This window comes from Bacillus sp. WMMC1349 (genome assembly GCF_013155385.1).
GTDB lineage: Bacteria > Bacillota > Bacilli > Bacillales > Bacillaceae > Bacillus.
Genome location: NZ_JABJUQ010000007.1, coordinates 2915099 through 2940021, shown reverse-complemented (window position 1 = coordinate 2940021; position 24923 = coordinate 2915099). Strand labels below are relative to the sequence as shown.

29 protein-coding genes and 1 pseudogene are annotated in these 24923 nt (G+C 37.9%); 15 read left to right on the top strand and 15 right to left on the bottom strand.

What is annotated here, in order from left to right; all coding sequences use genetic code 11:
* Positions 1-5 precede the first annotated feature (5 nt).
* Genes HOO54_RS17515 through HOO54_RS17500 form a run of 4 tightly spaced genes read right to left on the bottom strand, consistent with a single transcriptional unit; the run spans position 6 to position 4651 of the window.
* Complete coding sequence (locus HOO54_RS17515) at positions 6-1484, bottom strand: Na+/H+ antiporter subunit D (protein WP_172297489.1); 1479 nt, start codon at positions 1482-1484, stop codon at positions 6-8.
* The gene (locus HOO54_RS17510; RefSeq protein ID WP_172297487.1) at positions 1477-1818 is read right to left on the bottom strand and encodes a Na(+)/H(+) antiporter subunit C; all 342 of its coding nucleotides are present in this window, start codon (positions 1816-1818) and stop codon (positions 1477-1479) included. The genes HOO54_RS17515 and HOO54_RS17510 overlap by 8 nt, the downstream gene beginning before the upstream one ends.
* Positions 1818-2249 (bottom strand): Na(+)/H(+) antiporter subunit B, encoded by a 432-nt coding sequence (locus tag HOO54_RS17505; RefSeq protein ID WP_172297485.1) that lies wholly within the window; start codon positions 2247-2249, stop codon positions 1818-1820. The genes HOO54_RS17510 and HOO54_RS17505 overlap by 1 nt, the downstream gene beginning before the upstream one ends.
* The gene (locus HOO54_RS17500) at positions 2246-4651 is read right to left on the bottom strand and encodes a Na+/H+ antiporter subunit A (RefSeq protein WP_172297483.1); all 2406 of its coding nucleotides are present in this window, start codon (positions 4649-4651) and stop codon (positions 2246-2248) included. The genes HOO54_RS17505 and HOO54_RS17500 overlap by 4 nt, the downstream gene beginning before the upstream one ends.
* 224 nt (positions 4652-4875) lie before the next feature.
* Between HOO54_RS17500 and HOO54_RS17495 the strand changes: the two genes are divergently transcribed.
* Positions 4876-5088 (top strand): hypothetical protein, encoded by a 213-nt coding sequence (locus tag HOO54_RS17495; protein WP_172297481.1) that lies wholly within the window; start codon positions 4876-4878, stop codon positions 5086-5088.
* 45 nt (positions 5089-5133) lie between these two features.
* Here HOO54_RS17495 and HOO54_RS17490 read toward each other — a convergent pair whose 3' ends face one another.
* Genes HOO54_RS17490 through pssA form a run of 3 tightly spaced genes read right to left on the bottom strand, consistent with a single transcriptional unit; the run spans position 5134 to position 6962 of the window.
* Positions 5134-5925, bottom strand: a complete 792-nt coding sequence (locus HOO54_RS17490; protein WP_172297479.1) for a phosphatidylserine decarboxylase — start codon at positions 5923-5925, stop codon at positions 5134-5136.
* A gap of 18 nt (positions 5926-5943) precedes the next feature.
* The gene (locus HOO54_RS17485) at positions 5944-6426 is read right to left on the bottom strand and encodes a DedA family protein (RefSeq protein WP_172297477.1); all 483 of its coding nucleotides are present in this window, start codon (positions 6424-6426) and stop codon (positions 5944-5946) included.
* 5 nt (positions 6427-6431) lie between these two features.
* Complete coding sequence (pssA, locus tag HOO54_RS17480) at positions 6432-6962, bottom strand: CDP-diacylglycerol--serine O-phosphatidyltransferase (RefSeq protein WP_253907705.1); 531 nt, start codon at positions 6960-6962, stop codon at positions 6432-6434.
* Between the two features lie 283 nt (positions 6963-7245).
* Here pssA and HOO54_RS17475 point away from each other — a divergent pair, with 283 nt between their 5' ends.
* Positions 7246-7803, top strand: coding sequence for a DUF5366 family protein (locus HOO54_RS17475; protein WP_172297473.1), 558 nt, complete (start codon positions 7246-7248; stop codon positions 7801-7803).
* 188 nt (positions 7804-7991) lie between these two features.
* Positions 7992-8245, top strand: a pseudogene (locus HOO54_RS24445) (transposase); the annotation flags it as partial.
* A 263-nt stretch (positions 8246-8508) separates the two neighbouring features.
* On the opposite strand, the gene HOO54_RS17470 reads toward HOO54_RS24445, so the two are convergent.
* The 3 genes from HOO54_RS17470 to HOO54_RS17460 all read right to left on the bottom strand — a co-directional run bounded on the left by HOO54_RS17470 (position 8509) and on the right by HOO54_RS17460 (position 12102).
* Positions 8509-8922 (bottom strand): thiol-disulfide oxidoreductase DCC family protein, encoded by a 414-nt coding sequence (locus HOO54_RS17470; protein ID WP_172299665.1) that lies wholly within the window; start codon positions 8920-8922, stop codon positions 8509-8511.
* The gene (locus tag HOO54_RS17465; RefSeq protein ID WP_172297471.1) at positions 8918-10795 is read right to left on the bottom strand and encodes a transglycosylase domain-containing protein; all 1878 of its coding nucleotides are present in this window, start codon (positions 10793-10795) and stop codon (positions 8918-8920) included. The genes HOO54_RS17470 and HOO54_RS17465 overlap by 5 nt, the downstream gene beginning before the upstream one ends.
* Before the next feature lie 80 nt (positions 10796-10875).
* A complete protein-coding gene (locus tag HOO54_RS17460) occupies positions 10876-12102 on the bottom strand; it encodes an MFS transporter (protein WP_253907704.1) in 1227 nt (408 codons plus the stop codon).
* 167 nt (positions 12103-12269) lie between these two features.
* Here HOO54_RS17460 and kapD point away from each other — a divergent pair, with 167 nt between their 5' ends.
* Together kapD and HOO54_RS17450 are read left to right on the top strand one after the other, a co-directional pair.
* Complete coding sequence (gene kapD, locus HOO54_RS17455; RefSeq protein WP_172297469.1) at positions 12270-12887, top strand: 3'-5' exonuclease KapD; 618 nt, start codon at positions 12270-12272, stop codon at positions 12885-12887.
* A gap of 83 nt (positions 12888-12970) precedes the next feature.
* The gene (locus HOO54_RS17450; protein WP_172297468.1) at positions 12971-13159 is read left to right on the top strand and encodes a hypothetical protein; all 189 of its coding nucleotides are present in this window, start codon (positions 12971-12973) and stop codon (positions 13157-13159) included.
* An 11-nt stretch (positions 13160-13170) separates the two neighbouring features.
* Here HOO54_RS17450 and HOO54_RS17445 read toward each other — a convergent pair whose 3' ends face one another.
* Positions 13171-14334, bottom strand: a complete 1164-nt coding sequence (locus tag HOO54_RS17445) for a MalY/PatB family protein (RefSeq protein ID WP_172297466.1) — start codon at positions 14332-14334, stop codon at positions 13171-13173.
* Between the two features lie 134 nt (positions 14335-14468).
* On the opposite strand from HOO54_RS17445, the gene HOO54_RS17440 reads away from it, so the two are divergent.
* Positions 14469-14705 carry a DUF1871 family protein gene (locus HOO54_RS17440; RefSeq protein ID WP_172297464.1) on the top strand — a complete coding sequence of 79 codons (237 nt, stop codon included), beginning with the start codon at positions 14469-14471 and terminating at the stop codon, positions 14703-14705.
* Positions 14706-14830: 125 nt separating this feature from the next.
* On the opposite strand, the gene HOO54_RS17435 is transcribed toward HOO54_RS17440, so the two are convergent.
* A complete protein-coding gene (locus HOO54_RS17435) occupies positions 14831-15649 on the bottom strand; it encodes an alpha/beta fold hydrolase (protein WP_172297462.1) in 819 nt (272 codons plus the stop codon).
* 160 nt (positions 15650-15809) lie between these two features.
* Between HOO54_RS17435 and HOO54_RS17430 the strand changes: the two genes are divergently transcribed.
* The 3 genes from HOO54_RS17430 to yugI all read left to right on the top strand — a co-directional run bounded on the left by HOO54_RS17430 (position 15810) and on the right by yugI (position 18054).
* Entirely contained in the window at positions 15810-16310 is a 501-nt protein-coding gene (locus HOO54_RS17430) for an Lrp/AsnC family transcriptional regulator (RefSeq protein ID WP_172297460.1), read from the top strand.
* Positions 16311-17471 (top strand): aminotransferase, encoded by a 1161-nt coding sequence (locus HOO54_RS17425; RefSeq protein WP_172297458.1) that lies wholly within the window; start codon positions 16311-16313, stop codon positions 17469-17471.
* A 196-nt stretch (positions 17472-17667) separates the two neighbouring features.
* Complete coding sequence (gene yugI, locus HOO54_RS17420; protein ID WP_172297456.1) at positions 17668-18054, top strand: S1 domain-containing post-transcriptional regulator GSP13; 387 nt, start codon at positions 17668-17670, stop codon at positions 18052-18054.
* Positions 18055-18097: 43 nt separating this feature from the next.
* Here yugI and HOO54_RS17415 read toward each other — a convergent pair whose 3' ends face one another.
* Positions 18098-18334: a DUF378 domain-containing protein gene (locus HOO54_RS17415; protein ID WP_172297454.1), complete on the bottom strand. Its 237-nt coding sequence runs from the start codon at positions 18332-18334 to the stop codon at positions 18098-18100.
* 142 nt (positions 18335-18476) lie between these two features.
* Here HOO54_RS17415 and HOO54_RS17410 point away from each other — a divergent pair, with 142 nt between their 5' ends.
* The 4 genes from HOO54_RS17410 (at position 18477) to HOO54_RS17395 (ending at position 22530) form a co-directional block, all read left to right on the top strand.
* Entirely contained in the window at positions 18477-19640 is a 1164-nt protein-coding gene (locus HOO54_RS17410) for an iron-containing alcohol dehydrogenase (protein ID WP_172297452.1), read from the top strand.
* A gap of 224 nt (positions 19641-19864) precedes the next feature.
* Positions 19865-21217: a glucose-6-phosphate isomerase gene (locus HOO54_RS17405; RefSeq protein ID WP_172297450.1), complete on the top strand. Its 1353-nt coding sequence runs from the start codon at positions 19865-19867 to the stop codon at positions 21215-21217.
* 314 nt (positions 21218-21531) lie between these two features.
* A complete protein-coding gene (locus tag HOO54_RS17400) occupies positions 21532-22107 on the top strand; it encodes a DUF421 domain-containing protein (RefSeq protein WP_172297448.1) in 576 nt (191 codons plus the stop codon).
* A gap of 18 nt (positions 22108-22125) precedes the next feature.
* Positions 22126-22530 (top strand): YugN-like family protein, encoded by a 405-nt coding sequence (locus HOO54_RS17395; RefSeq protein ID WP_172297446.1) that lies wholly within the window; start codon positions 22126-22128, stop codon positions 22528-22530.
* On the opposite strand, the gene HOO54_RS17390 is transcribed toward HOO54_RS17395, so the two are convergent.
* The gene (locus HOO54_RS17390) at positions 22519-23502 is read right to left on the bottom strand and encodes a potassium channel family protein (RefSeq protein ID WP_172297444.1); all 984 of its coding nucleotides are present in this window, start codon (positions 23500-23502) and stop codon (positions 22519-22521) included. The genes HOO54_RS17395 and HOO54_RS17390 overlap by 12 nt on opposite strands.
* A complete protein-coding gene (locus HOO54_RS17385; protein ID WP_172297442.1) occupies positions 23499-23753 on the bottom strand; it encodes a protein mistic in 255 nt (84 codons plus the stop codon). Before HOO54_RS17385 ends, HOO54_RS17390 begins: the two co-directional genes overlap by 4 nt.
* A 152-nt stretch (positions 23754-23905) precedes the next feature.
* On the opposite strand from HOO54_RS17385, the gene HOO54_RS17380 reads away from it, so the two are divergent.
* On the top strand, positions 23906-24124 hold the full coding sequence (locus HOO54_RS17380) for a YuzI family membrane protein (RefSeq protein WP_172297440.1): 219 nt from the start codon (positions 23906-23908) through the stop codon (positions 24122-24124).
* Positions 24125-24201: 77 nt separating this feature from the next.
* Positions 24202-24876 carry a zinc metallopeptidase gene (locus HOO54_RS17375; RefSeq protein ID WP_172299661.1) on the top strand — a complete coding sequence of 225 codons (675 nt, stop codon included), beginning with the start codon at positions 24202-24204 and terminating at the stop codon, positions 24874-24876.
* Positions 24877-24923: the final 47 nt, after the last annotated feature.

The following is a 24923-nucleotide window of genomic DNA, read 5'->3' as shown; positions in this document are numbered from 1 at the left end:
GCGATCTACTCCTTCAAAACGGCTTCAATATATGTTTTCGGGTGGACCAATGTGTCAGCTGCTTGATGAAAGTATGGAGCGGCAAGCTCTGTGAAAATTCCGATAGCAAGTGACAGAGCGAGCAATATTGCAGCAGGAAAGATGTAACTCTTTATTGATCCTTTTACCTGAGTATCTTTCTGTACATCTCCCCAAAAACCGTAAATAAAAATTTTCGCAACGGAATATAATACGAGCAGACTTGATAACAGCATGAGCATGGTAATCACGAATTCTCCGCTTCTAAAACCACCTTCAGCAATTTTTAGCTTACCAATAAATCCGCTGAAAGGAGGAACTCCAGCTAAAGAAATGGCAGATAGGAAAAACATCCAGCCAAGCACGGGATGGCTTTTAATGAGACCACCCATTTTCTTTATGTTGCTTGTTCCGGTCAGTGCAAACAGCGCTCCGCCTAACATAAACAAAACACCTTTTATAATCATATCATGAATCAAATAATAGATAGACCCTTCAATAGAAGCAGGTGTGTTTGCAGCAATCCCGAACAGAATAACCCCGACCGCAGTTACGATGTTATAGATAATGATTTTCTGAACATCCCAGTAGGCGATAGAACCGATAACACCAAATATGATAGTAAGCGCCGCCAACCAGATCATTAATTGATGGGTAAAGGCAGCATCTTGCGTAAAAACTAATGTAAAGACACGAGCGATTGCGTACATTCCGACCTTTGTTAAGAGAGCACCAAACAATGTTGCAATTGGTGCAGGGGGTGCATAATATGAACCCGGCATCCAAAAATAGAGTGGGAAGATACCGCCTTTTAGTCCGAAGACGATTAAAAATAAGACGGCAATGACGGTGATCAGCCCAGTCTGTCCGGACTCACTAATGCGTACACTCAAATCAGCCATATTTAATGTGCCCGTTACAGCATATAAATAAGCTACACCGATCACAAATAAAGCGGAAGAAATAATATTAAAGACAATATATTTCAAAGACTCCCGAAGTTGCATCTTTGTACCGCCGATCACGATCAATACATATGAAGCCATTAAAAGAACTTCGAAAAACACAAACAAGTTGAATAAATCTCCAGTTAAAAACGCCCCGCTTACACCTGCTAACAGAAACTGAATGGCAGAATAATAGAAGAAGCGTTCCCGTTGTTTTCCGATTGAACGAAATGAATAAAGGACGGTTAAAAATCCAATGATTGCCGTCGTTAATGCAAGAAGACTTGCAAATTGATCGGCAACTAAAACAATGCCAAACGGCGGTTTCCAGCCGCCAAGATACAAGGTTTGGATACCGTCTGTAAACACCGTTTGAACGAGTACGGCAGCCACAACTACAGCTGTAAAGGAAGATATGGCACTGAACACACGCATAAGCATGATTGATTTATTCATAAATATAAGCAAAACTGCTGCTAATAAAGGAATCAATATTGGTAAGATTATTAGGTTATTCATGTTGATCATTTCCCCTCATTTGATCCATATCATCCACTTTCAGCTCTTGATAGGCACGGAAAGCCATGACCAGTAAAAAAGAGGTGACACCAAAGGCAATGACGATCGCTGTTAAAATCAGAGCCTGTGGAAGTGGATCAACATAAGATGCCGCTTCCTCATTTAAAATGGGAGGGGCTCCTTTTTTTAAGCCACCCATTGTTAATAACAGGAGGTGGACACCATGACTGAGAACAGCTGTTCCGATGATCACGCGCAAAAGACTTTTTGACAGCATTAAGTAAGTGGCTGCCATGAATAAAAAACCAACAATAAAAGCCATTAAAACTTCCATTATTCTCTCTCTCCAATCGTTTGAATAATGGTCATGGTCACACCGACCACTACTAGATAAACACCGATATCAAATAATACGGCTGTGGCAAGCTCTGTTTTCCCAAGCAAAGGAAGATCAAAATAACCAAACGTATGGGTAAGAAACTGAGCTCCGAACAAAAATGAGCCGGCCGACGTACAAATCGAAATAAGAAGTCCCGTTCCTGCGACATAAATAAAATTGACCGGCAGAATATTCTGAACTGTTTTCAAGTCATAAGCAAGCAGCAAGAGGACGAATGATGATGCAGTCATCAATCCTCCGATAAAACCACCGCCTGGATTATTATGACCTGCCAAAAAAATATGGAAAGAAAAGAGCAAAATAATAAAGCAAGCGATCTTTGTGACGGTTTGCAAGATCACGTCGTTTGTCTGATGTTTTTTCATTGCTCTTCTCCCCTCTTCTCTAATCTCAGTCTGATCATTCCGTATATTCCAAGCGCGGCAATCACAAGCACAGTAATTTCAAATAATGTATCAAATCCTCTGAAATCAACTAAGATGACATTGACGATATTATGACCGCCGCCAAGTTTATAGCTGTTTTCAATGAAATAAGATGAAATACTATTTAAAGTATGTTGGCTGTTTGCAGCTAATGCTACAAGTGTCACAACTGCTCCAACCCCAATGGAAACGACCACATTAGTGACCTTGAACTTGACCGTTCTTGGTTTAAATGAAAGTTTTGGTAAATGATAAAAGCATAGTAAAAATAGTGACACAGAAATTGTTTCGATAATGAGCTGAGTCAGTGCCAGATCAGGGGCTCTGAAAATGACGAAAAATAATGCAATCGTATAGCCGATCACACCCAGTCCAATAATCGCTGTCAACCTTGATTTTGCCACAATCGTTGTCAGTGTAGCAGCAATGATCACTGCAGATAGGACGAGCTCATAAGCACCGATTTCTGCATTCCCTTTCATATCAAATGAAAACCCGCCCGTTAACACGAGTGAACCACCAATCATCATAATAAAAAACAGAAAAACATAGACTAAATAATCGCGAAGAAAACCAGTCATATATGTTCGTGTCACTTTATTAGAGCTTTTTTCAAGACCGTACAAAGTGCGATCATATAATGTATTGAGTGTCAATTTTTCAGGGAATAAACGATAGATCTTTTTCCATTTGGTTAGTGTTAGGTAGGCAAGGATTCCGAGTACAACAACACCGATTGTCATATGTAGCTCTGGCGAAGAAAATCCGTGCCACCCTTCAAGTTTGACTTTGAATGTTTCATTTCCCGCTAACAAATGAGGCATGATCGATTCGGCCGCAGGCGCAATAATCCGATATGACAAAATATTCGGGAAAAAGAAAAAAATCACGACGAGCGAGCCGAGGATAACCGGTGAAATCAGCATGCCAAGTGGTGCTTCATGTGCTGGTTTTTCCAGTTTTTCCGGCTGATATTTCCCTGTAAATGTTTTAAATAATAACACCATACTATAAATAAACGTAAACACACTTCCAGTCCAACCCAATATCGGGAATAGAGGTCCCCATGTGCTCACATGAAACAAATTGAATTCTGAAATTCTGAGTACGCTTGTAAAAAACATCTCTTTACTAAGAAAGCCATTAAACGGCGGCAAGCCGGCCATTGAAAAAGCACCGATTAGTGTAATCGTAAAGGTAATCGGCATGATCGTCATCAGACCGCCAAGTTTACGAATATCTCTCGTTCCAGTTTCATGATCGATAATCCCGACTGCCATAAACAGACTGCCTTTAAATGTTGCATGGTTAATTAAGTGAAAAATAGCAGCAATAATTGAAACTAGATAATATTCAAAATGATTGTAATGTAAAGCTGCCGAACCAATGCCAAGCATTGACATGATCATCCCAAGCTGACTAACTGTCGAAAATGCTAGTATCGATTTCAAATCGGTTTGTTTGACAGCATTGAATGATCCCCAAAAAAGGGTGATAAGCCCTGTAATCGAAACGACCCAAAACCATACTTCAGAAAAAGCAAAGATAGGCGTAAATCTTGCAACTAGATATATTCCAGCTTTAACCATTGTCGCTGAATGCAAATAAGCACTGACTGGTGTTGGCGCCTCCATTGCATCTGGAAGCCAAATATAGAATGGGAATTGTGCTGATTTTGTAAACGCTCCAATTAAAATAAGCACAAGAGCCGGTATGAATAAGTCATGCGATAAAATGATGTCCGTCTGGCTAACCATGGACCTAATGCTGAACGATCCTGTCATGATATAAAGAAGAATGAATCCCCCAAGCAATGCAAGGCCGCCGAAAATTGTGATCAGCATAGATTTAGTCGCGCCATAACGTGATTTTTCCCGCTTATACCAATAGCCGATCAATAGAAAAGAAGAGATACTGGTCAATTCCCAAAATACATAAAGTACAATAACGTTATCAACAAGAACAACACCAAGCATTGCTCCCATAAACATTAGTAAATAAACATAAAACGATCCGAGCTGTTCTCTTTCTTTAGACAGATAATAAATGCTGTAGAGAACGACTAAAGACCCTATTCCGGTAATCAGTAGGGCAAAAAGTAATCCTAATCCATCAACATAGGCTGTAAAATTAATACCAAAGGATGGAATCCAAGCCAGTTCGGCTATTAATGTTTTGCCGTTTGCACTCATCCCGATCATACGCAAAAAATAAATAAATAATAAAGCAGGGAGAATCAGGACGAACCATCCAGTATGGATCCTTCGGACATATTTCGCCAGTAGCGGTATTAAAAAGGCGAACGCAAGCGGCGATAAAATAGCAATATGTAGAGCCGTCATTATAAACCTCCTTTAAGTATCTTGTATCAAATGAAAAACGTTTATGTACTTTTTTTAGAACTGGCGACCTAGACAAATTATAACTCAAATTTTAATCAGCTGCATGTTCTAGCATAAAACTATGTTTATGTGGTCGTTTGAACTTGAAAATAATTTTAACAAAAAATAAAGCATTTGTATAATGGAAAGTTTTTTAGAGCAAGCTAAGCCTGAGGTGATAAAAGATGAGAAAAAAAGCTTTTGTCAGCCTAAGTTTATTTTGTTCACTTTTCACTGGAGCATTCATGATGAATAGGGAAATGAATCGCGAAAACATATCTCAGACTGGAAATAGTGAGGTGCGTCAATACCCAGCGGGTTATGTTCAGCTAAAAAACCGCAGAAACAAACGTGAATCCTTTAAACCAAGAGAATATATTAAAGTTGAGCAACGCTAAAAATCAAAAAGGAATCCGTCTACAAAAACAGATTCCTTTTTCTAATTATTGTTTTCCTTTGATCAAACACCCTAAAACTTCTCCCATTTTGACTTTCAATGAAGGATAGATACGCTCATTTACAACGAACGTATCTTTTTCAAACAGCAATATAACAGTTGAACCAAATGAAAAATAAGCAATTTCTTCACCTTGCCGCCATTCGGTTTGATCCGTTAAAGTAACAATTGAATTAATGTACATGGCTCCGACTTTAACCAACAGTGCTGAACCATATTGATGCTTCAATTCAGAAATCATCCGATAGTTTTTTGTTAGTGGTGATTTTCCATAGGTTAAGCCCACTTTATTCACCGGATATGAAGTGCTTCCAAGTATGTATTGTTTTTCAAGCTTGCCATTGGCTGGGCTATGAATTCTATGATAGTCTTTTGGGCTTAAATAAATAATAATATATGTTCCGTCAATATAACGGTTAACAAGTTCGTCATTTCCAATCATTTCCTTTAAGGAGTATGGTTTATTTTTAACGATAAACTGTTTTTCAGCAGAGATTTTCCCGATTTCCTCAATCATTCCGTCAACAGGGCTTATCAAGCTGTCTAAACGAGAAGATAAAGGGCGTGCTTCATTCTTTAATTTTCTGATGAATAGCTCATGCAAACTATTAAACGAGTGAACGTCCTCAAGCATTTCTTCTGTATTGATATGAAAGGTTTTAATATAGGAGCGGATAAGGGGTTTGCTTAACTTTGATTGAGCAAACTTTTTTAACGCTAAAGAAATGATTCTTCTATTTGTGAGTTCGATTAAAAATCGATAAAGTTGCTTTTTCAAGGCTGTTCACTCCTTCTGTTAGATGACACCGATTGTATAGCCAATCGTGATAAAAACGAGACACCAAATGAATGCACCCGCACCAGCAAATATTAGAAACTTTTTCATCTTCATTTCGTTCATTCCAGAAAGATAGCATGTCACATGACGGACACCGGGAATAAAATAACCAAAAACAATTGTCCATGGACCGTATTTGTTAAACCAGCGATGAACGGTTTCAAGTCTTTTCGCTGTCAGTCCAATCCATTTCCCGTATTTATCTAAGAGTGGTTTGCCAATCTTATGTCCAAGAAAATAGCTGACCAGCATTCCAGAAAAGGCACCAAGAAAACTGATCAGTATTGATAACTGGTAGTTTAGAATATGGATAGAGGACATATACCCGACAAATGTCATCATGACTTCATCGGGGATAGGAAGGCCTATAATGCCCAGTACAAGAAGTCCGAAAATCGCGAAGTACCCATATAGAGAAATTAATTCTTTTGCAAAATCCATAAAACCTAGCTCACTTTCTTCAATATTTTTTTGCCTTTTAGACTGATCACTTTCAGTTTGCTGATCATGAGATAGGATAAGAATACAGTAATAAGAATGAACATCTTTTTGCTGATCACATCACTTAAAAAATTCAAGATGACTAAAATGACGCCTGCAGCAGTTATCGGAAGTCCCGTAAAGTATTCCTGTTCCGATTGAATGTTAAAACGGGCAAGCCGTAGAGCACCGCAAATTGGGAACAACATAGTGGAAGGAATACCTAATAGCGGAGCGTCCTGAAAAATTGTTGAATATGTAATAATGGTTGGAGCGACCCCGAAAGTGACAATATCAGCTAATGAATCTAGTTCTTTTCCGAACGCGCTTACAACGTTTAGCTTTCGTGCAAACATGCCATCAAGACTGTCGAAAATCGCACCAATCAGTACAAGGATGATGGCCAATGATAAGAATCCTTTACATGCCAAAAGAATAGAGGCTAAGCCAGAAGTTAAATTTCCAATTGTGATTAATGACGGTATTGTTTTTTTCAATTCATTTCGCATCCTTTAAATAAAACCCATAATAGAAAAGAATTTTAGCAATAAAATTCTATACGATTTTACTCGCATCTGCAAGAATATTCCTATGCAATTCCTGATTCATCCATCATATCATAAGAAACGAGTCTAATTACTAGTTTTAAAGAAAATAAATAAACTGTGAGATATTGTATGTTGAAAAAATAAATCATGTTTTCAGATGGAAAATATTCTTGTCAACAGGTACCAAAGTCGTACATAATAAATAATGGAACATATCAGAAAGGATCTTATTATGAAAAATACTTATGTGACAGGTTATTTTCCGTTTATTGCAATTTTACTTTTTAGTTCATCACTAGCGATGTCTGCTATTCCCTATGCGATAAAGCTGTTATCATCTTTTGGCATATACGAAGGAATGCTCGATTATTTCTCAACAAACGGTATTAGATTGGCTTTGTTTGCTGCCTTTGCGATTGTTTTCTTTATCGTGTTTTCAGCACTGAAATTAATCGCTGCTACAATAACAGAACTTTGTTTGCTATTCTTTTCGAAAGATCCTGAGGGTGTGAATCTGAAAAGAATCAGGATTTGCTCAAGCATTTATTTGGGAGCAGGCCTTTTGTCCTTTATATTTGTTCAATTTCCGGTGGGAATTGCTGGTCTATTCATGTTGGCAACACTTGCTTACTTTATTTTTGTTGTTTACGTTTTACAGAGTTCAATGTCATTTCCTTCATTAATCGGCTTCATTTTGTTTGAACTGCTATTTTGGTTTCTCCTTATTATTGGAACTATATATTTGGCTATGAAGCTTTATATCAGTGTTCAAACAAATATAAAGGTGTAAAAAACAGGCTACCGTACCTAAGGGATGTGGTAGCCTGTTTTTTTGAATGACTTGGAAAACCCTTGGCTATGCCGGGGGTTCGGAGAGAATTAAAACCCTCACTTCATCTCACTTTAGAAGAATTATGTCCTCAGAAGTATCACGTAGTTTTTGCCCCAACAAATAAGAGATTTATGTGAACGGAAAACGCTTGTCTAGATCACATCCATATGTTAGAAAGTATCCCGCCAAAATGAAGTGTATCTCAATTCATCGGTCAAGTCTTATGATATTTGCTCGACATGCCAACTTGAAATATCAATATGAGAATCTGAAATTCCGGTGTTGAGGGTTTCTACGTCGATACAGCAGGAAGAGAAAAATAGCTGATCAGTTAACATTGTTCGAGAAATATGACCCTTTTACGAGAGAAAAATTGGAAGAAGTAAAAAATTCTTTATAATGAGTGAATGTGGTGCAGAAGGGAAACCCTTTCAGCCGCAGAGCAAGGAGCTGTCTAAAAAGTCCTTTTCTAACAAAAATCAGCGGGCAAATTCCCCAATCTTTATTCATTCACACTACTTTCAGGCACCCGCTTTTGATTCTGCTTTTTACACGAATTTGACAGATTTGATCAGGAGAAACGCCATTTTTAACGTGCAAAAAACACCTCGAAATGAGCCTTTTTCGAGGTGTTTGATGTCTAGGTTTAGTGAAAGTATTTTTTTATGATAAGAATCTTTTTTTAATATCACGATCTGGAATTAAGCATTTGTCTTTTTTCCCAAACCATTTGTGACGGTATTTTGCTATCAGGCTGTATACACTATCTCTGAGCGGTCTTGGAATCACAAGAAATAAACTTAAGTACCGCCAAAGTCCTGGGAGGCTCTTGACAATATGCAAGACTGCAGTTGACTTCCTGTAAGTTTGACCAGCTTTAATCAGAATTAAACTATCAAAGTGTTCCACTGGCAAATGATATTTCTTTAGCAGTTTTTGTCCGATGTCAGATTGCAAAGAAGCGAATGAAAACAAACCTTCGGGATCATGCTTAATAACAAATTGGACAGACCTATCACACAAATTGCAGACACCATCAAAAAGGATGATACGTTCAGGCTCTTTGTCATGCTTAATATCCGTTTTGCATCGTTCCTTTCCAAATTAAAAGTTGTGGTCCAACATTATGAAGAAATTCGACATTTCCACTTGATTCTTTTCCAACCCATACACTCATTGTATAGTTTTCAGTTAATCCGACAAACCACAGATCCCTAAATCCGTTTGATGTCCCTGTTTTGCCTCCAATATAGGCACTTTTGAAATTCGCTTTTCGTCCAGTTCCTTCTTTAACAACTGCTTTTAAAAGTTTACGCAATTCATTGTTCGTTCGCACGCTATAAATTTGTTTTGGATTGTTTTTCCATTCAAATAGAGTCTTACCTTTAAGATTTGTGACTTTTGTAATGGCATGATTGGAAATGTAACTTCCATCATTGGCAAAAGTCGTATAGGCATCTGCCATCTCTAATGGTGAAAAACCGTCAGTAAATCCGCCGAGAGCAGCAGGGAGCCGATGGTCTTCCGGAACAATTTTTTTGAATCCGAATGGTTCTAAATACCCGAATCCTTTTTCAACTCCGATCTGGTCCAACATCCTGACAGCAGGTGTGTTATATGAGTGCTTAAAGGCTGTCTTAATTGAAACAGTTCCGTATGTTTTTTCATTGTAGTTGTTCGGACAGTAATTTTTGCTGCAAAATTTACTTGCATCAATCATACTGCTGGCAGTTGCACCTGTTTCTTCAAGGTAAGGTCCGTAATCAAGCAGCGGTTTAATTGATGAGCCAGGCTGCCTATAAGCTTGGTATGCTATATTAAAATCATATTTTTTATAATGTTTCCCGCCTGACATTGCGACGATTTGATGTGTCTGATGGTTGATAACGACTGCTCCGCCTTCTACTCCTTGATATGGTAGTTGGCCTGAGACTTGTTGGCTAAGTCTGTTTTGCATTGTCGTATCAAGTGCTGTATGAATTTTGACTCCTTTCGTTAGAAGAGCGCTTATTCGGTTAGACAACTCTTTTTCAATTTTTTTCTTTTCTTCCTTTGATTTTGCTTCTTTTAAGCGTTTGTCAAAGCCTTCTGAAGCGGAAACCAGTTCAGTAAACTCATCGTTCACATAAGTTGTGTAGTCGGGATATGCATCCTTCTTTTCTTGAACGTGAAGCTTAATTTTTTCTTTGATCGCTTTTTTATATTCTTTCTCAGAGATAACTTTCGCATCTTTTAGCCCTTTCAGGAGCCGCTCCTGACGGGTTTTTGTGTAGTCAAAATGTTTTAAAGGATCATATAATGTAGGGTTATTAGGAATCGCACAAATAAAAGCCATTTCCGCTAAGGTAAGAGACTTCAGTGGTTTACTATAATAAAATAAAGCAGCTGAGCCAATACCATATACCCCGTTATTAAAGTAAATCGTATTTAAATATTTCTCGAAAATCTCTTCTTTTGTCAGCTTTTTTTCTAGCTGATAAGAGTAGAGAAGCTCTGCTAGCTTGCGATTCAACGTACGTTCATGGCTTAAGTACAAGTTGCGCGCAAGCTGCTGTGTAATCGTACTGGCTCCTTGATTAATACCGCCTTTTTTGGCATTGGAAACGGCAGCACGGGCAATCCCGATAAAGTCAAAACCTTTATGTTGAAAAAAGTGGCGGTCTTCTGATGTTAGAAACAGTTGCTTAACATGTTCAGGAACATTCTGATAAGAAACAAACACCCGGTTTTGATGGTCTGAGACGATTTCAGAAATGAGAGCACCATCGGCATCATACATGTAACTATTTTGTACAAGGCCAATATCCTTTATGTCAATCTTCTCATCTAAAACTTGGTCCAAAGGTTTTAGTTTCGTTACTTCTTGTTGTGAAGACTTAACAGTTAAAAAACATATAGGAATTAATATAATAATTAAAATCCAACCGATAATAGCACGCAAATTTGTCACTCTCTTTTCAGTAAATTCTAGCCATATCGTATCATTATTTTTAGATATCGAGAAGACTAAAATATGAGATTTTGAAGTTTTTAGTTTTCAAATTTCGCTTTTTTTTCCTGAAACCTTTGAATAAACAACAGGCAAGCTCCGAAGAAAAATAGAAAAGCTGTTGTATAAAAGGTAGTGGAAATACCAAAATGACTGGAAAGTACCCCGCCTAGCACAGGACCGATGACATTGCCAAAAAATCTGAAACTGACATTATAGCCGAGCACTTCTCCTTGAATGGCCACGGGAGCCTGAATTCGAATGGAAGCTGTTATGCAGGGGATCATTCCGCCGAGAGCGATACCAAATAAAAAGCGAAATATGATGAGAACCTGATATGATGATGCCAAACCTTGTGGAATAAAAAAAACGGTTGCTAAAAGCGAAAGAATGATTAAAATTTTTCCATGACCAAACCTGTCACCCCAATGTCCCCACTTTCTCGCAGAAAGAAGGCTGCCAAGACCGGTTGCTGAAAAAGCTAATCCCGAAAAGAAAGCAAGATGTTGGGTGCCGTGCAATTCAGCAACATACAAGGCGAGTAAAGGCTGAATACTAAAATTTCCAATTTGAATGACTGCGGTTAAGATCATCATTGTGAGCAACGATTTTCTATTAAAAATCGCTTGTAATACTTGTTTTCTTGAATAAGTATCAGACTGGGTTCGCTTCGATTTCAAAGGTCGTTCATGAACTCCGAGAAACACAAGAAAAACAGACCCGTAAATCATGAAGGCTGTAATAAAAAAGGTATATGTAAAGCCGACATGATCAGCAAGTAACCCGCCAATCAATGGACCGAATAAACCTCCTGAGACTGTGCCCGTTTGGAGAGTGCCAAGCACTTTCCCAGCTAGTTTTTTAGGTGTCTGGGCTGAAATCATGGCCAGCGATGTTGGAATAAAGCCGGTAACAAGACCCATTACCATTCTCAGAAAAAACAGATCATATACAGAAGAAACAACGGACATGAGGAGAATACACGTCCCAATTCCGGACCCTGTAATCAGCAGTATTTTCTTATATCCGTATTGATCACCAAATCTTCCCCAAAAAGGGGAGACCAAAAAAGCCATCAAAAATGTAATCCCAAAAACATAGCCACTCCATTTCTCAGTAAATCCGTTCGAATGATGGCCAAAAGTATTAATATACAATGAAAGAAACGGCAAAACCATGGTAGCACTGGCGGAAACCAAAAAATTTGCAAACCACATGATGAATAGATTTTTTTTATAAACAGAGATGTGAATCACCTTCTTAAACATTTACATTCTGTTTCATTATAAAACAAATAGGTTAGCTACAATAAATAGTTAATGATTGATGAAATATTCACTATTTTTAGAAAATAAAATTAGGGTAGAGAAATATAATGATATAATAAAGGAAAAATGAAATAAACAATGATTTAAGAAAGGCAGGTGAGAAAAAAGTGAAGTCAAGCACCATACTAGTGATTGATTTTGAATTTACGATGCCTGAAGGAAAATATCGTCCGCAAAATTTTTTTCCGGAAATCATTGAAGCAGGGGTTGTTAAAGCGGCTAATCATCAGGTAATTGAGACATTTTCGAGCTATGTAAAGCCGAAAAAATTTCCTAAATTAACAAGACGCTGTAAAACATTTTTAAATATTACACAGAAACAGGTTGATCAAGGAATCACATTTGCTACTTTAATAGAAAAGCTCAAGGCGCTTGATTCCAAACAAGATAGCGTCATTATCACTTGGGGTAATACGGACATGAAAGTTTTAAAACAAAACTGCATATTTAACCATATATCCTTTCCATTTAAAGGAAAAATGAGGGATTTATCCATGGAATATAAAAATTTCTTTGGCGATAAAACATTAACGAACTTGTGGAAAGCAGCTGAAGAATATGGTGATTCCGGCACGGGTAAACAACATAAAGCACTTGATGATGCGATGACAACATATAAATTATTTCAACTGGTTGAACGTGACAAACAATATTTAGGGAAACCTAAACCAACAACAATCGGTGATCGGATCGACCTTTCTAAAGTATTTCCCCAGGCCACATAAATAACCCAATCAGCAATTGTTGATTGGGTTATTTGCTCTTCATTTGATATGATATTACTAATCTATTTCAGGGAGGAAGAATCATGCTGGTTCAGTTTATGTTATATTTTCCTGAAGATAAAAGGGAGTACATACCTTCTTTTATTACACTCGTTATTTTCTTCATTGTTGCGTTTATGGTTTTCAGGCTGATCGTAAAACGTTCTAGAAAAGAAGCAGAAGAAGCCGAAAAACTCATACAAAAAGTAAATGAAAATCAGAAAGATAGCTAACAGAAATCTGTTTATGAAAGGGCGATTTTTAATCGATTCAGACCATCTTTTACGACAGACAAAGGACAGGCAACATTCATTCTAACAAATCCGGCCCCTCCTGGACCGTATTTCGGTCCGGGTTCGAGGATAAGTTTTCCTTGATGAAGCAGCTTGCGCTTCATCTCCTGATCTGATAGATCGAGTGCTCGACAGTCAAGCCATAACAAATAAGAAGCATCAGGATTGAAGATTTTTATTTCAGGCAGTTCACTTTCTAAAAAGCGGCGGACTTCATTCATATTGTTTTTAATATAAGGAATTAACTGGTCTAACCATGATTCTCCTTTCGTATAGGCAGCTTCAATTGCCGTGACTGCAAACGCGTTTAAAGATGTAAGGCCGAGGCGCTCAAGCACTTTTGTAAAAGCCGTTCTTTTTGCCTGATCGGGAATCATGATTGCTGAAGCTTGCAAACCTGCCAAATTAAACGTTTTGCTTGGCGCTATACATGTGATTGACAGTTCACTTAATTCCTGAGATAGAGAAGCGAACGGTGTATGTTTTAACCCGTCTAACATAAGATCAGAGTGAATTTCATCAGAAATAACAGTTACCTGATGCTGAAGGCAGAGTTCACCAAGTTTTAATAGTTCCTCTTTTGTCCAAGACCGTCCAGACGGATTATGAGGGTTGCAAAGAATGAAAAGCTTGACATCATGATCGTTAAGTTTCTTCTCAAGATCGGCAAAATCCATCTCATAGCGACCGTCAGTTTCAATTAATGGGTTATGTAACAAAGATCGTCCGTTCTTTTTAACCATCTCAAAAAATGGAGGATAAACAGGCGGTTGGACGATCACTTGATCCCCTGGATCTGTAAATGCTTGAATGGCAACCGCGAGAGCTGTCACAACACCGGGGCTAAATGTAATAAATGATGGTTCGATCTCCCAGCCATGACGTTTACTAAGCCATTTGACAACAGCTTCTTTTGTTCTCATACTTGTTGAAGTATAACCAAAAACACCGTGTTCCAAGCGTTCGAGAAGAGCGTCAATCACTTCTTGAGGCGCACGAAAATCCATATCTGCTACCCACATTGGTAGCGCATCTTTTACACCGAATAATTCATTCGTCAAATCCCACTTTACAGATTGAGTACCAAGTCTCTTATGTGTTGTATTAAAATCCATGATATCACCTCATGTCTTGATCTATTGTTTACATTAACGGTGATTCCATTAGATTGCAATGATTTATGATACAATTGTGGAATTCTTTTTGGTTGCAATTTTATTTTAAAAAATTAGACGAAGTGGTGATTCATATGGAAGAAATGATCCAGTTGATAAAGAAATGGGACCCTTTTGAAATTGGGCCTGATGGTTATGAGACAGAGGCAGCAGAAATTGTTCAGTTTGTATATACAGAAGACAATACTGAACAACTTGGACAAGCGATTCAGACCATTTTTGATTTCTCATTTGACCAATCTTTAGCATTAAAAGAGTGTATCCAATTAGCGGAACAGCTTTTAATCATCAAAAATGCAAGTTCCTGTTAAAGAATGGGGGTGTCCTGAAAGTAGTATGGATTGGGGAATTTGCTCGCTTTCCGCGAGCTATTCCGGCAGGAGTCCCGCTATTCCCCTTGACTCATGTTGATAAAAGACTTTTTAGACACCCCTTTTCACATCAAACTGAAATTTGCAATTTTGTCAGAAACAAAATCAGGATTTTCTTCAGGGACAAGATGTCCAGTTTGTTTTAACACATAAAATGTAGAATTCGGCAAATCGTGATGAAGCCTTTCCCCGATTTGCAAGGGAACAATTCGGTCTTCTTCTCCCCAGATCAATAAGGATGGAACTTCTATTTCTTTTAAAACATCAGAAGATAAATCGCCTTCTCGATGGCGGATTAGGCGTGTGAGAGCCTTGAAAATTCGATCATCAAGAAACGGTTTTAAATAGCCATTCATCATTTCTTGATCAATTAAAGATGCGTTATAAACAACATTACGCAAATTTTCTAGGACGCCTTGTTTTGCGAGCCAGCGTTTAATATATAAATAAAAGTAAGGGATATGGCTCCCGAAAATAAGCGAAGGCGGCGATTTTTTTAAGTATGCAGAACTGCATAGCAAAACAACTTTCTTAAATAATTCAGGCTTTTCTTTAACAGCATAAAGTGATATTTGTCCGCCCATTGAATGACCAACTAAAATGGCCTCATCAATGTTCAATAATTCCGCTAACTTGATAATGATCTTAGCCATGTTTTGATAGCTATAGACAAAAGTCCGTGATTTTTCCGATTGTCCAAACGGCGGAAGGTCAATGGCGACTAAGTTAAATTCATCCTTTAAAAGAGGGATGATTTTTCGATAACAAAATGAAGAGGAAAGAAATCCATGTATCAAAATCAGTGTTGTTTTGCCAGGATTTTTGTAATACTCATAATATATTTCAACCCCTTGAATCGATTTTATAAACGGTTTTGTTGACATTTTAACATCACTCCGAATGGTTTTCTTTCATGTATGTGGTCAAGACATTTCGCGAATATTATTATCATATCCGAAAAAAATTTTAAAACGCTGTGATTCGTTGGAAAACATGCTATAATATTCAGAAGATTCCTTGAACAAGCGAAGGTGTGATAAATAAATGAAATTAACAGCAAAAGAAACAGAGATATTGGAAATTTTGGAAGAAAACAGCCGTCTTAAAGTAGAAACGATTGCAAAAATGGCTGATCTTTCTTTGGAAGAAACAAAAATGATGATCGAAAAACTTGAAAAAGAAAAGGTCATTATTGATTATTCAACGATGATTGATTGGCATAAAGTAGATGGTCATGAAGGTGTTACTGCAATGATTGATGTCAAAGTGACACCAAAGCGCGGAGTCGGTTTTGATGAAGTGGCTGAGCGCATTTACAGATTTCAGGAGGTTGAATCTGTTTACCTCATGTCAGGCGTTTATGACTTATCTGTTGTGATCCGCGGCAGAACAATGTCTGATATTTCTCATTTTGTATCTGAGAAGCTGTCAACGCTTGAATCTGTTATGTCAACAACCACTCACTTTATCTTAAAAAAATACAAGCATGATGGTAAAGTTTTTGAATCTGGTGATGATGACAAAAGAATCGTGGTGTCTCCGTAAATGAATTCAACGTATGTTTCAAAAGCAGCACAGCAAATCAAACCATCAGGCATTCGCAAGTTTTTTGATCTGGCATCAACAATGGAAGGCGTCATTTCCCTAGGTGTTGGGGAACCAGATTTTGTGACGGCATGGAATGTCAGAGAAGCGAGTATTCTTTCACTTGAACAAGGCTATACATCGTATACCGCGAATGCCGGGCTGCTTTCATTAAGAAAAGAAATAAGCCATTATTTAAAAAAACGCTTTCACCTTGACTATTGTCCTGATGAAGAATTGATTGTAACAGTAGGAGCGAGCCAGGCCCTTGATATCGCAGTCAGAGCCATTCTTAATCCGGGAGAAGAAGTCCTCATCCCAGAGCCTTGTTTTGTCGCTTATGAAGCGCTTGTTGCACTGGCTGGAGGTAAGCCTGTTCACATTCAAACGAGTGCTGAACAAGGATTTAAAGCAAGCCCAAAAGATTTTGAATCAGCTTTAACAAATCGGACAAAAGCGATCCTTTTATCAACACCATCAAACCCTACCGGCTCTGTTTATTCGAAAACAGAGCTTGAAGAGATCGCAGCTTTTGCTGAACAGCACGATTTACTTGTCATAGCGGATGAGATCTATGCTGAGCTTACATATGATGAACCATATGCAAGCTTTGCGAGTATTAACGGAATGAAACAACGGACAATTTTGATTTCTGGCTTTTCAAAGGGATTTGCAATGACAGGTTGGCGTCTTGGCTATGTCGCTGCTCCGGCTTTTTTAAGAGACCCGATGTTGAAAATTCACCAATATTCCATGATGTGTGCGCCAAGCATGGCTCAATTTGGTGCAGAAGAGGCTCTCAAAAACGGACTGGACGATGTAGATAAAATGAAAAAAAGCTATCGACGGAGACGAAATCTTTTTATTGATGCATTAAATGATATGGGGCTAGATTGTCATCGCCCAGGAGGCGCTTTTTATGCATTCCCATCCATTAAAAAAACAGGAATGAGTTCTGAAGCGTTTGCAGAATCGCTTCTGTTAAATGAAAAAATTGCCGTTGTCCCTGGCAGTGTATTTGGTCCTAGTGGTGAAGGCTATATTAGATGTTCTTATGCATCATCCATTGAGCAGCTCCAAGAAGCGCTAGTTAGAATGAAACGCTTTATCGAAAGTTCATAAAAAAAAGCGAACTTTATACAAGTTCGCATCCATAAAGGGGGGGAATACTAGAAAGCCTTTATTGTTTCTAGTATTCCCCTTTTCACTTGATTTTAAACATGAAATTGATTTTTTTGATTAATAACGTTTTATGTGATATAATTTTTTATTGCGTAAAAAGGAGAATAAATTCATAAGATTTAGGGAGTTGTTAGATATGTCAGCAAAAATTGAAGTGGGCAATGTTTACACTGGAAAAGTAACTGGACTACAGGCGTATGGAGCGTTCGTTGCTTTAGATGAAGAAACACAAGGACTCGTGCATATTTCTGAAGTAACGCATGGTTTCGTTAAAGATATTAAAGAGCACTTGGCAATTGGTGATGAAGTGCAGGTAAAAGTTCTATCTGTTGACGAGGGAAAAGGGAAGATTAGCCTTTCTATTCGTGCTACACAGGCTGCTCCTGAACGAAAAGAAAGCAAGCCTAAAAAACAACAAAAGCCTGTTCAAGCAGAAGCAACTCCTCAAGGATTCAATACTTTAAAAGATAAACTTGAAGAGTGGATCGAACAATCAAACAGAAAAGATTTAATTAGAAAGTAAAAAATAACTCCGGTGAAAATACCGGAGTTATTTTTTTTGAAGTTTACCGCATTTGTGGTTGTTTTTCTTCATTGCGAGCGGTCTCTTCCGCTGGTTTAAACAATAGTCCAAGGTTGATCAGACCTGCTATTCCAACAAGCCCATAAATGATGCGGGACATAGCTGTGTTAGGGCCTCCGAAAATAGAGGCCACTAAATCAAACTGAAAAAAACCGATGAGTCCCCAATTAACGGCACCAATGATGGTTAAAAGCAGTGCAAAACGTTGAATCGCACTCATGATATTTTCCTCCTTTTTCATAACTTCAACATTTATAGATTGTGACCAATTTGGAAAGCTTATACGTAGAGATAATAAATGCAGATTGCTTTACATGCCGTGTGGTCCTTCAGGTATAATAAGGAAAAAGGAGGCGGGCTGCATGGACAATTTTGTATATTGGAACCCGACAAAACTGATTTTTGGCCGTGATGAGGTTGAAAAGCTGTCAGAAGAAGTGCCGGGATATGGTCGGAATATTTTACTCGTTTATGGAGGCGGCAGTATTAAACGAAATGGTTTATATGACCGAGTGATGTCTGTTCTTCAAAAAGCGCAAGTAAAAGTTCATGAACTGTCAGGTGTTGAACCAAACCCTCGTGTAGAAACTGTCAACAAAGGTGTAGCTATTTGCAAAGAACAAAATATTGATTTTCTTCTGGCAGTTGGGGGAGGAAGTGTCATTGACTGTACAAAGGCAATCGCTGCAGGTGCAAAATATAATGGTGATGCTTGGGATATCGTAACAAAAAAACATATTCCGTCTGAGGCACTCCCATTTGGAACCGTTTTGACTTTAGCAGCGACAGGATCAGAAATGAATTCAGGATCGGTCATTACAAATTGGGAAACCCATGAGAAATATGGTTGGGGAAGCCCGCATGTTTTTCCGAAGTTCTCCATTCTTGATCCGGTAAACACGTTCACAGTGCCAAAAGATCATACGATTTATGGAATCGTTGATATGATGTCACATGTCTTTGAACAATATTTTCATCATACAGAAAATACACCATACCAAGATCGAATGTGTGAGTCCCTTTTAAAAACAGTCATTGAAACAGCACCTAGTCTCATTGATGACCTTGAAAATTATCAACTGCGGGAAACCATTCTCTATACAGGCACAATTGCACTAAATGGGATGCTTGCAATGGGAGCGCGTGGCGACTGGGCAACCCACAATATTGAACACGCGGTCTCAGCGGTTTATGATATTCCCCATGCTGGAGGGCTAGCTATTTTGTTCCCGAATTGGATGAGGCATACTTTATCTGAAAATGCCGCTCGCTTTAAACAGTTTGCCGTCCGGGTTTTTGATATTGATAAATCAGGTAAAACAGATGAGGAGATTGCATTAGCCGGTATTGATAAACTATCTGAATTTTGGAGCAGTCTTGGTGCACCAAACCGTCTAAGCGATTACAATATTAACGATGAAAAACTTGATCTCATAGCTGATAAAGCAATGGCTAACGGTGAATTTGGTCGCTTTAAAACATTAAATAAGGCAGATGTACTAGCGATATTAAAGGCTTCATTGTAAATATTGTTTTGTTATGAATTTGACAAAAATCGAAATTTGCCTGATAAAACTGGATTTTTAGCAAGGTCGTTCCCTTGAGTGAACATCTCTTGTGTTTATGATCACTTGATTTAGTGGTCTAGTTCATATAAAGTGAATAAGGAAAAGGTTTCGCCTATATTCGACATAAACAAACAAGCGCTAAGTAGAAATTCTGAAAACAGAAATACTGGAGGTTTATTAACATGACGCATGTCCGTTTTGACTACTCAAGAGCTTTGCCTTTCTTTAAAGAACATGAACTTACATATTTACGTGACTTTGTCAAAGTCACTCACCACACGATCCATGAAAAAACGGGTGCTGGAAGCGATTATTTAGGATGGGTGGATCTTCCGAAAAACTATGATAAGGAAGAGTTTAACCGTATTAAAAAATCGGCTGAAAAAATTCAAAATGATTCCGATGTTCTACTCGTTGTAGGAATCGGTGGTTCATATTTAGGGGCAAGAGCAGCAATTGAAATGCTGAACCATTCATTTTATAATATTTTGCCGAAAGCTAAACGGAAAACACCACAGGTGATTTTTATCGGCAATAATATTAGCTCATCTTACATGAGAGATGTAATGGATCTTCTTGAAAATGTTGATTTTTCAATAAATGTCATTTCAAAATCTGGGACAACAACTGAACCTGCAATCGCTTTCCGGATTTTCCGCAAACTACTTGAAGAAAAGTATGGGAAAGAGGAAGCGAAACAACGCATCTATGCAACAACAGATAAAGCACGCGGTGCATTAAAAACACTTGCAACTGAAGAAGGCTATGAATCATTCATCATCCCTGACGATGTCGGTGGACGCTTCTCTGTTTTGACAGCTGTAGGACTTCTCCCGATTGCAGTTAGCGGGGCCAATATTGATGAAATGATGAAGGGCGCAGCAGACGCTTGCGAAGATTTCTCAACTTCAGAGCTTGAAGAAAATCCAGCTTACCAATATGCCGTCGTTAGAAATGTTCTTTATAATAAAGGTAAAACAATTGAAATGCTGATTAACTATGAGCCTGGTCTTCAGTATTTCGCAGAATGGTGGAAACAGCTGTTTGGTGAAAGCGAAGGAAAAGATGAAAAAGGGATATACCCGTCTTCTGCCAATTTCTCAACAGATCTTCACTCTCTTGGACAATATGTACAAGAAGGCAGAAGAGATTTGTTTGAAACCGTCTTAAATGTTGAAAAACCAAGACATGAACTGAAAATTGAAGAAGCGGACAATGATCTTGACGGTTTGAATTATTTAGCCGGCAAAACGGTCGACTTCGTCAATAAAAAAGCATCCCAAGGTACAATGCTTGCTCATACAGACGGAAATGTACCAAACTTAATTGTCAATGTGCCAGAAATGAATGCTTACACATTTGGCTATCTTGTATACTTCTTTGAAAAAGCTTGTGCAATGAGCGGCTACCTTCTTGGCGTCAACCCGTTCGACCAACCAGGTGTTGAAGCTTATAAAGTTAACATGTTTGCCCTCCTCGGCAAACCGGGCTTTGAAGAGAAAAAAGCAGAGCTTGAAAAACGCTTGGGAGAGTAAGGCTTACAGCGTTTTTGATTTAAATTTCGTATGGCTGGCTGACCACATTTTATGGTTCAGTCAGCCATATTTTATATGAAGGAATGATATTTTCAGTTCTTATGATAACTCACCAATGCTTATATGAGTAAACAGTGTCAGTTCACCTTGATCCAAAAAACCCCGACCGAGCGAAATGCAAATTCACCTCAACCTGTCTTCCTGAAATCATTACATCTTTATGAAATTAATCCCACATATAAAAATTGTTTCATACACATATCGTCATTCTTTCTGATTCATAATAAACATAAAAAGATGTGGAGTGGCGGACAATGGATTTTACGTTTATCTTGAAAACATTACTATTAATTCTTACAGCCATTATTTTGTTGAGAATATCAGGGAGAAAATCGATTTCACAAATGACAATAGCAACAACAGTTGTGATGATTTCCATCGGAACAATCATCGTACAGCCTATTATTGAAACGAGCGTATTAAAAACAATTACCGCTGCGGCAATTTTTATTATCGTCTTACTCTCCATCGAATTTTTAAAATTAAAGTTCGATTTTTTTGAAAGCTTGATTTCAGGAAAGGCGATTTTATTAATTGAAAATGGTGAATTGCAAGTTCAAAACTTAAAGAAACATAGGCTAACCGTTGATGAAGTAGAAATGAGACTCAGAACGCAAGGTATATCAAAAATGTCCGATGTGAAACATGCCACTCTTGAATCAAACGGTCAAATTGGTTATGAATTAATTGATGATGCAAAGCCTTTTACACTTGGGGAATATAAAAAATTTTTGCAAGGGCAATTAGGGACTCAAGACAAATTACAAAACAACTTATTTCAAGAAATCAGCGAAGGGCATGTGAACATACCTGATGAACGGCTGAAATAAAAAAAAGGGGGTCTTTTTATGAAAATAATTCCTTTTGGAATGGAAAACCATCTATTCACTTTCGATGATCTTGAACAAAGATTAGAGCCACTTGGCTATTATTTGAATGGTGGATGGGAGTATGACCACGGTTTTTTTGATTATAAGATCGATGATGCAGCTGGCTATCTTTATTTGCGTTTACCTTTTACAGTAGAAGAGGGGCAGCTTGACTCAGAAAATGCGATAGTCAAGCTGGGACAGCCATTTTTGCTTCGCCATGTTTATCAAGAAGGACTTGATGACCATGTCGTTCAGGGGAACGTTCGGGCGGCTTTTGACCAATTTGCTGAGCCGGAGGACAAAGATGCAGCTATTCCAAATCACTACGTTGAACTAGGGCATTCTTCTGTTAAAGAACTTGAAAAAGCCTTAAAGGGATAGTAATTTATCGGACTTCTGAATTTTATATGAGAAAGAAGGTGATAGGATGATCCCTTCTTTTTGTTGAACACCAATGATGATCATATGATCATCCATGAAATGTCGAATGACATCTTTGAAGGATTTTCCTTGTAATTTCTGCGGAACCGATATGGTTTGAATGGTCATGTCAACCCTTGCTTCCTGACAGATAAAATCAGGGAGTTGCTTTTTGTGAAGAAAACTCTGGAACATAGCGGTTTTTAAAAGTTCTGCTGTACTAATGATTTGATTGGCGCCCGCCCGTTCAGCATTTTTTATTTGTGCTTCTGTTAAAATTTCCACCATACAATAAACAGAAGGATTCAGTCCTTTAATGGCGAGCAAAGTTAAAATAGATTGCATATCAGCATCTGTTTCATTTTTATTTTGATCAGCAGTGATAAATACAGCCTCAGCCTCTTCTATATTCGCCTTAGTTAAAGTGTGATCATCTGCTGGATGACCGCGGATAAAATGGATGTCTTCCAGCAAAGGTCCTTCTTTTAAAGTTTCATCAATTAAAACAATTGTTTGAGTTGAGTTTGAAGACTGTAAAATTTGCATCAGTTTATTTGTTTTCTCGTTCCAGCCGACGAGGATCATATGGCCGCTCCCTTTATAATTGACTTTCCCTTCTGCATAGCTTTGCTGCTTACTAAACACAGCTGTTGCCATTGTGGCAAAATAGGCTGTGACAAATGCCGCCCCTAATAAAATAAGAAGCATTCCGACCGTTTTCCCGAGAGCAGTTTTAGGGACAAAATCACCATATCCCACAGTTGAAACGGTAATTAATGCCCACCAAATCCCTTCAAAAATATTTGTAAATTGTTCCGGCTCAATTAATGTGATAAGTTCACCAAAAATGAAGATTAACAAAAGAATAATAATGGCGATACGGAAATAGATAGGCCATCTTAACCATGAAATAAAAACCCGGTTTGATTTCATGATTGATCACCATCTTTCAAAAGAGAAAACGATAAAATTTCCTTGATAATCGCATTTAACTTTTGATTGATGCTTTCTTTTCCATATTGTTCAATCGCATGGTTAATAATTGAAGCTGTCTCATCTTCATATTCGATCAACGGTTCATCTTTTTCAGATTCGTTATAAAGTAAAATAAATGCATCAAGCCCCTCATTCATTTTGTCAATTGCCATACTTAATTGCTGTTTTTCGTGATCTGTTACTTTCACAGTATCACCACCTAGTTTTTTTAATCAGTATGCCCTATTTTTGTAAAAATTTTTCAGTGGATAACATTCTGAATAAAACCGAAAATAAATAAAAGCATATTGGCTCTTGTTCATCCATACACTTTTATAAAATGGATGAGGGATGAAGGTGTATGTCCTGTTTATTAAGACTCATCATAATTTTTTTTGGTAGCCAACTGTTGGCAGGGGCGTCTACACAACTTTTATTTAATTTAAATGTCATTCCAACAGAAAAAGTTTTTTGGATCGAATTTTTTAAAGAGCTGACGACTAGACCACCTTTCTATGTCATGATTTTAGGAATGGTGTTTTTATTTATTGGGGTTTGTTATCCACTTAAAAAAAGATAGCATTTTTCTGTACAAAAGGCTTTTCTTCAAAATAAAATATGATTATGAAACCTAAGAAGGAAGATGATGACATGAGTATAATTTTTTATCTATTGACATTTGCTGCATTAGGTTTATCGATTTGGGCACAATTTAAAGTAAAGAACAACTTTGACAAATATTCAAAAGTAGAGGCATCAGGTCAAAGAACTGGTGCTGAAGTGGCTAGACATATTCTGGACCAAAACGGTCTTTACAATGTGCCGGTTGAACCGGTAAGAGGAACCTTAACAGACCATTATGACCCGACAACACGTGTTGTACGCTTATCTGAACCTGTATATTACGGCCGATCAATTGCCTCAATTTCTGTTGCTTCCCATGAAGTCGGACATGCCTTGCAACATCAGGAGTCATATGGCGCACTTGTTTTGAGGCATAAAATGTTCCCGATCGTCAATTTTTCTTCAGGTGTGGCACCGTTTTTATTTCTCGGTGGCCTGCTTTTAGGAAGCTTGAATCTAATCGGATTAGGTATCATTTTATTTTCGGCGGCTGTATTTTTTCAGCTTGTGACACTACCTGTCGAATTTAACGCAAGTTCCCGGGCAAAAAGAATCATTCTCTCAGAAGGGATGATTCGCAATAATGAAGAAAGAGGCGTCAGAAAAGTTCTTGATGCAGCAGCATTAACATATGTAGCTGCAGCTCTTGTCTCATTGTTTGAATTGCTCCGCTTTGTTGCTATTTTCTTGTCCGGTCGTGATGATTAACCTTTAGTAGAGGAGGTGGCCCCTTACCATATTTGGTAAGGGTTTTT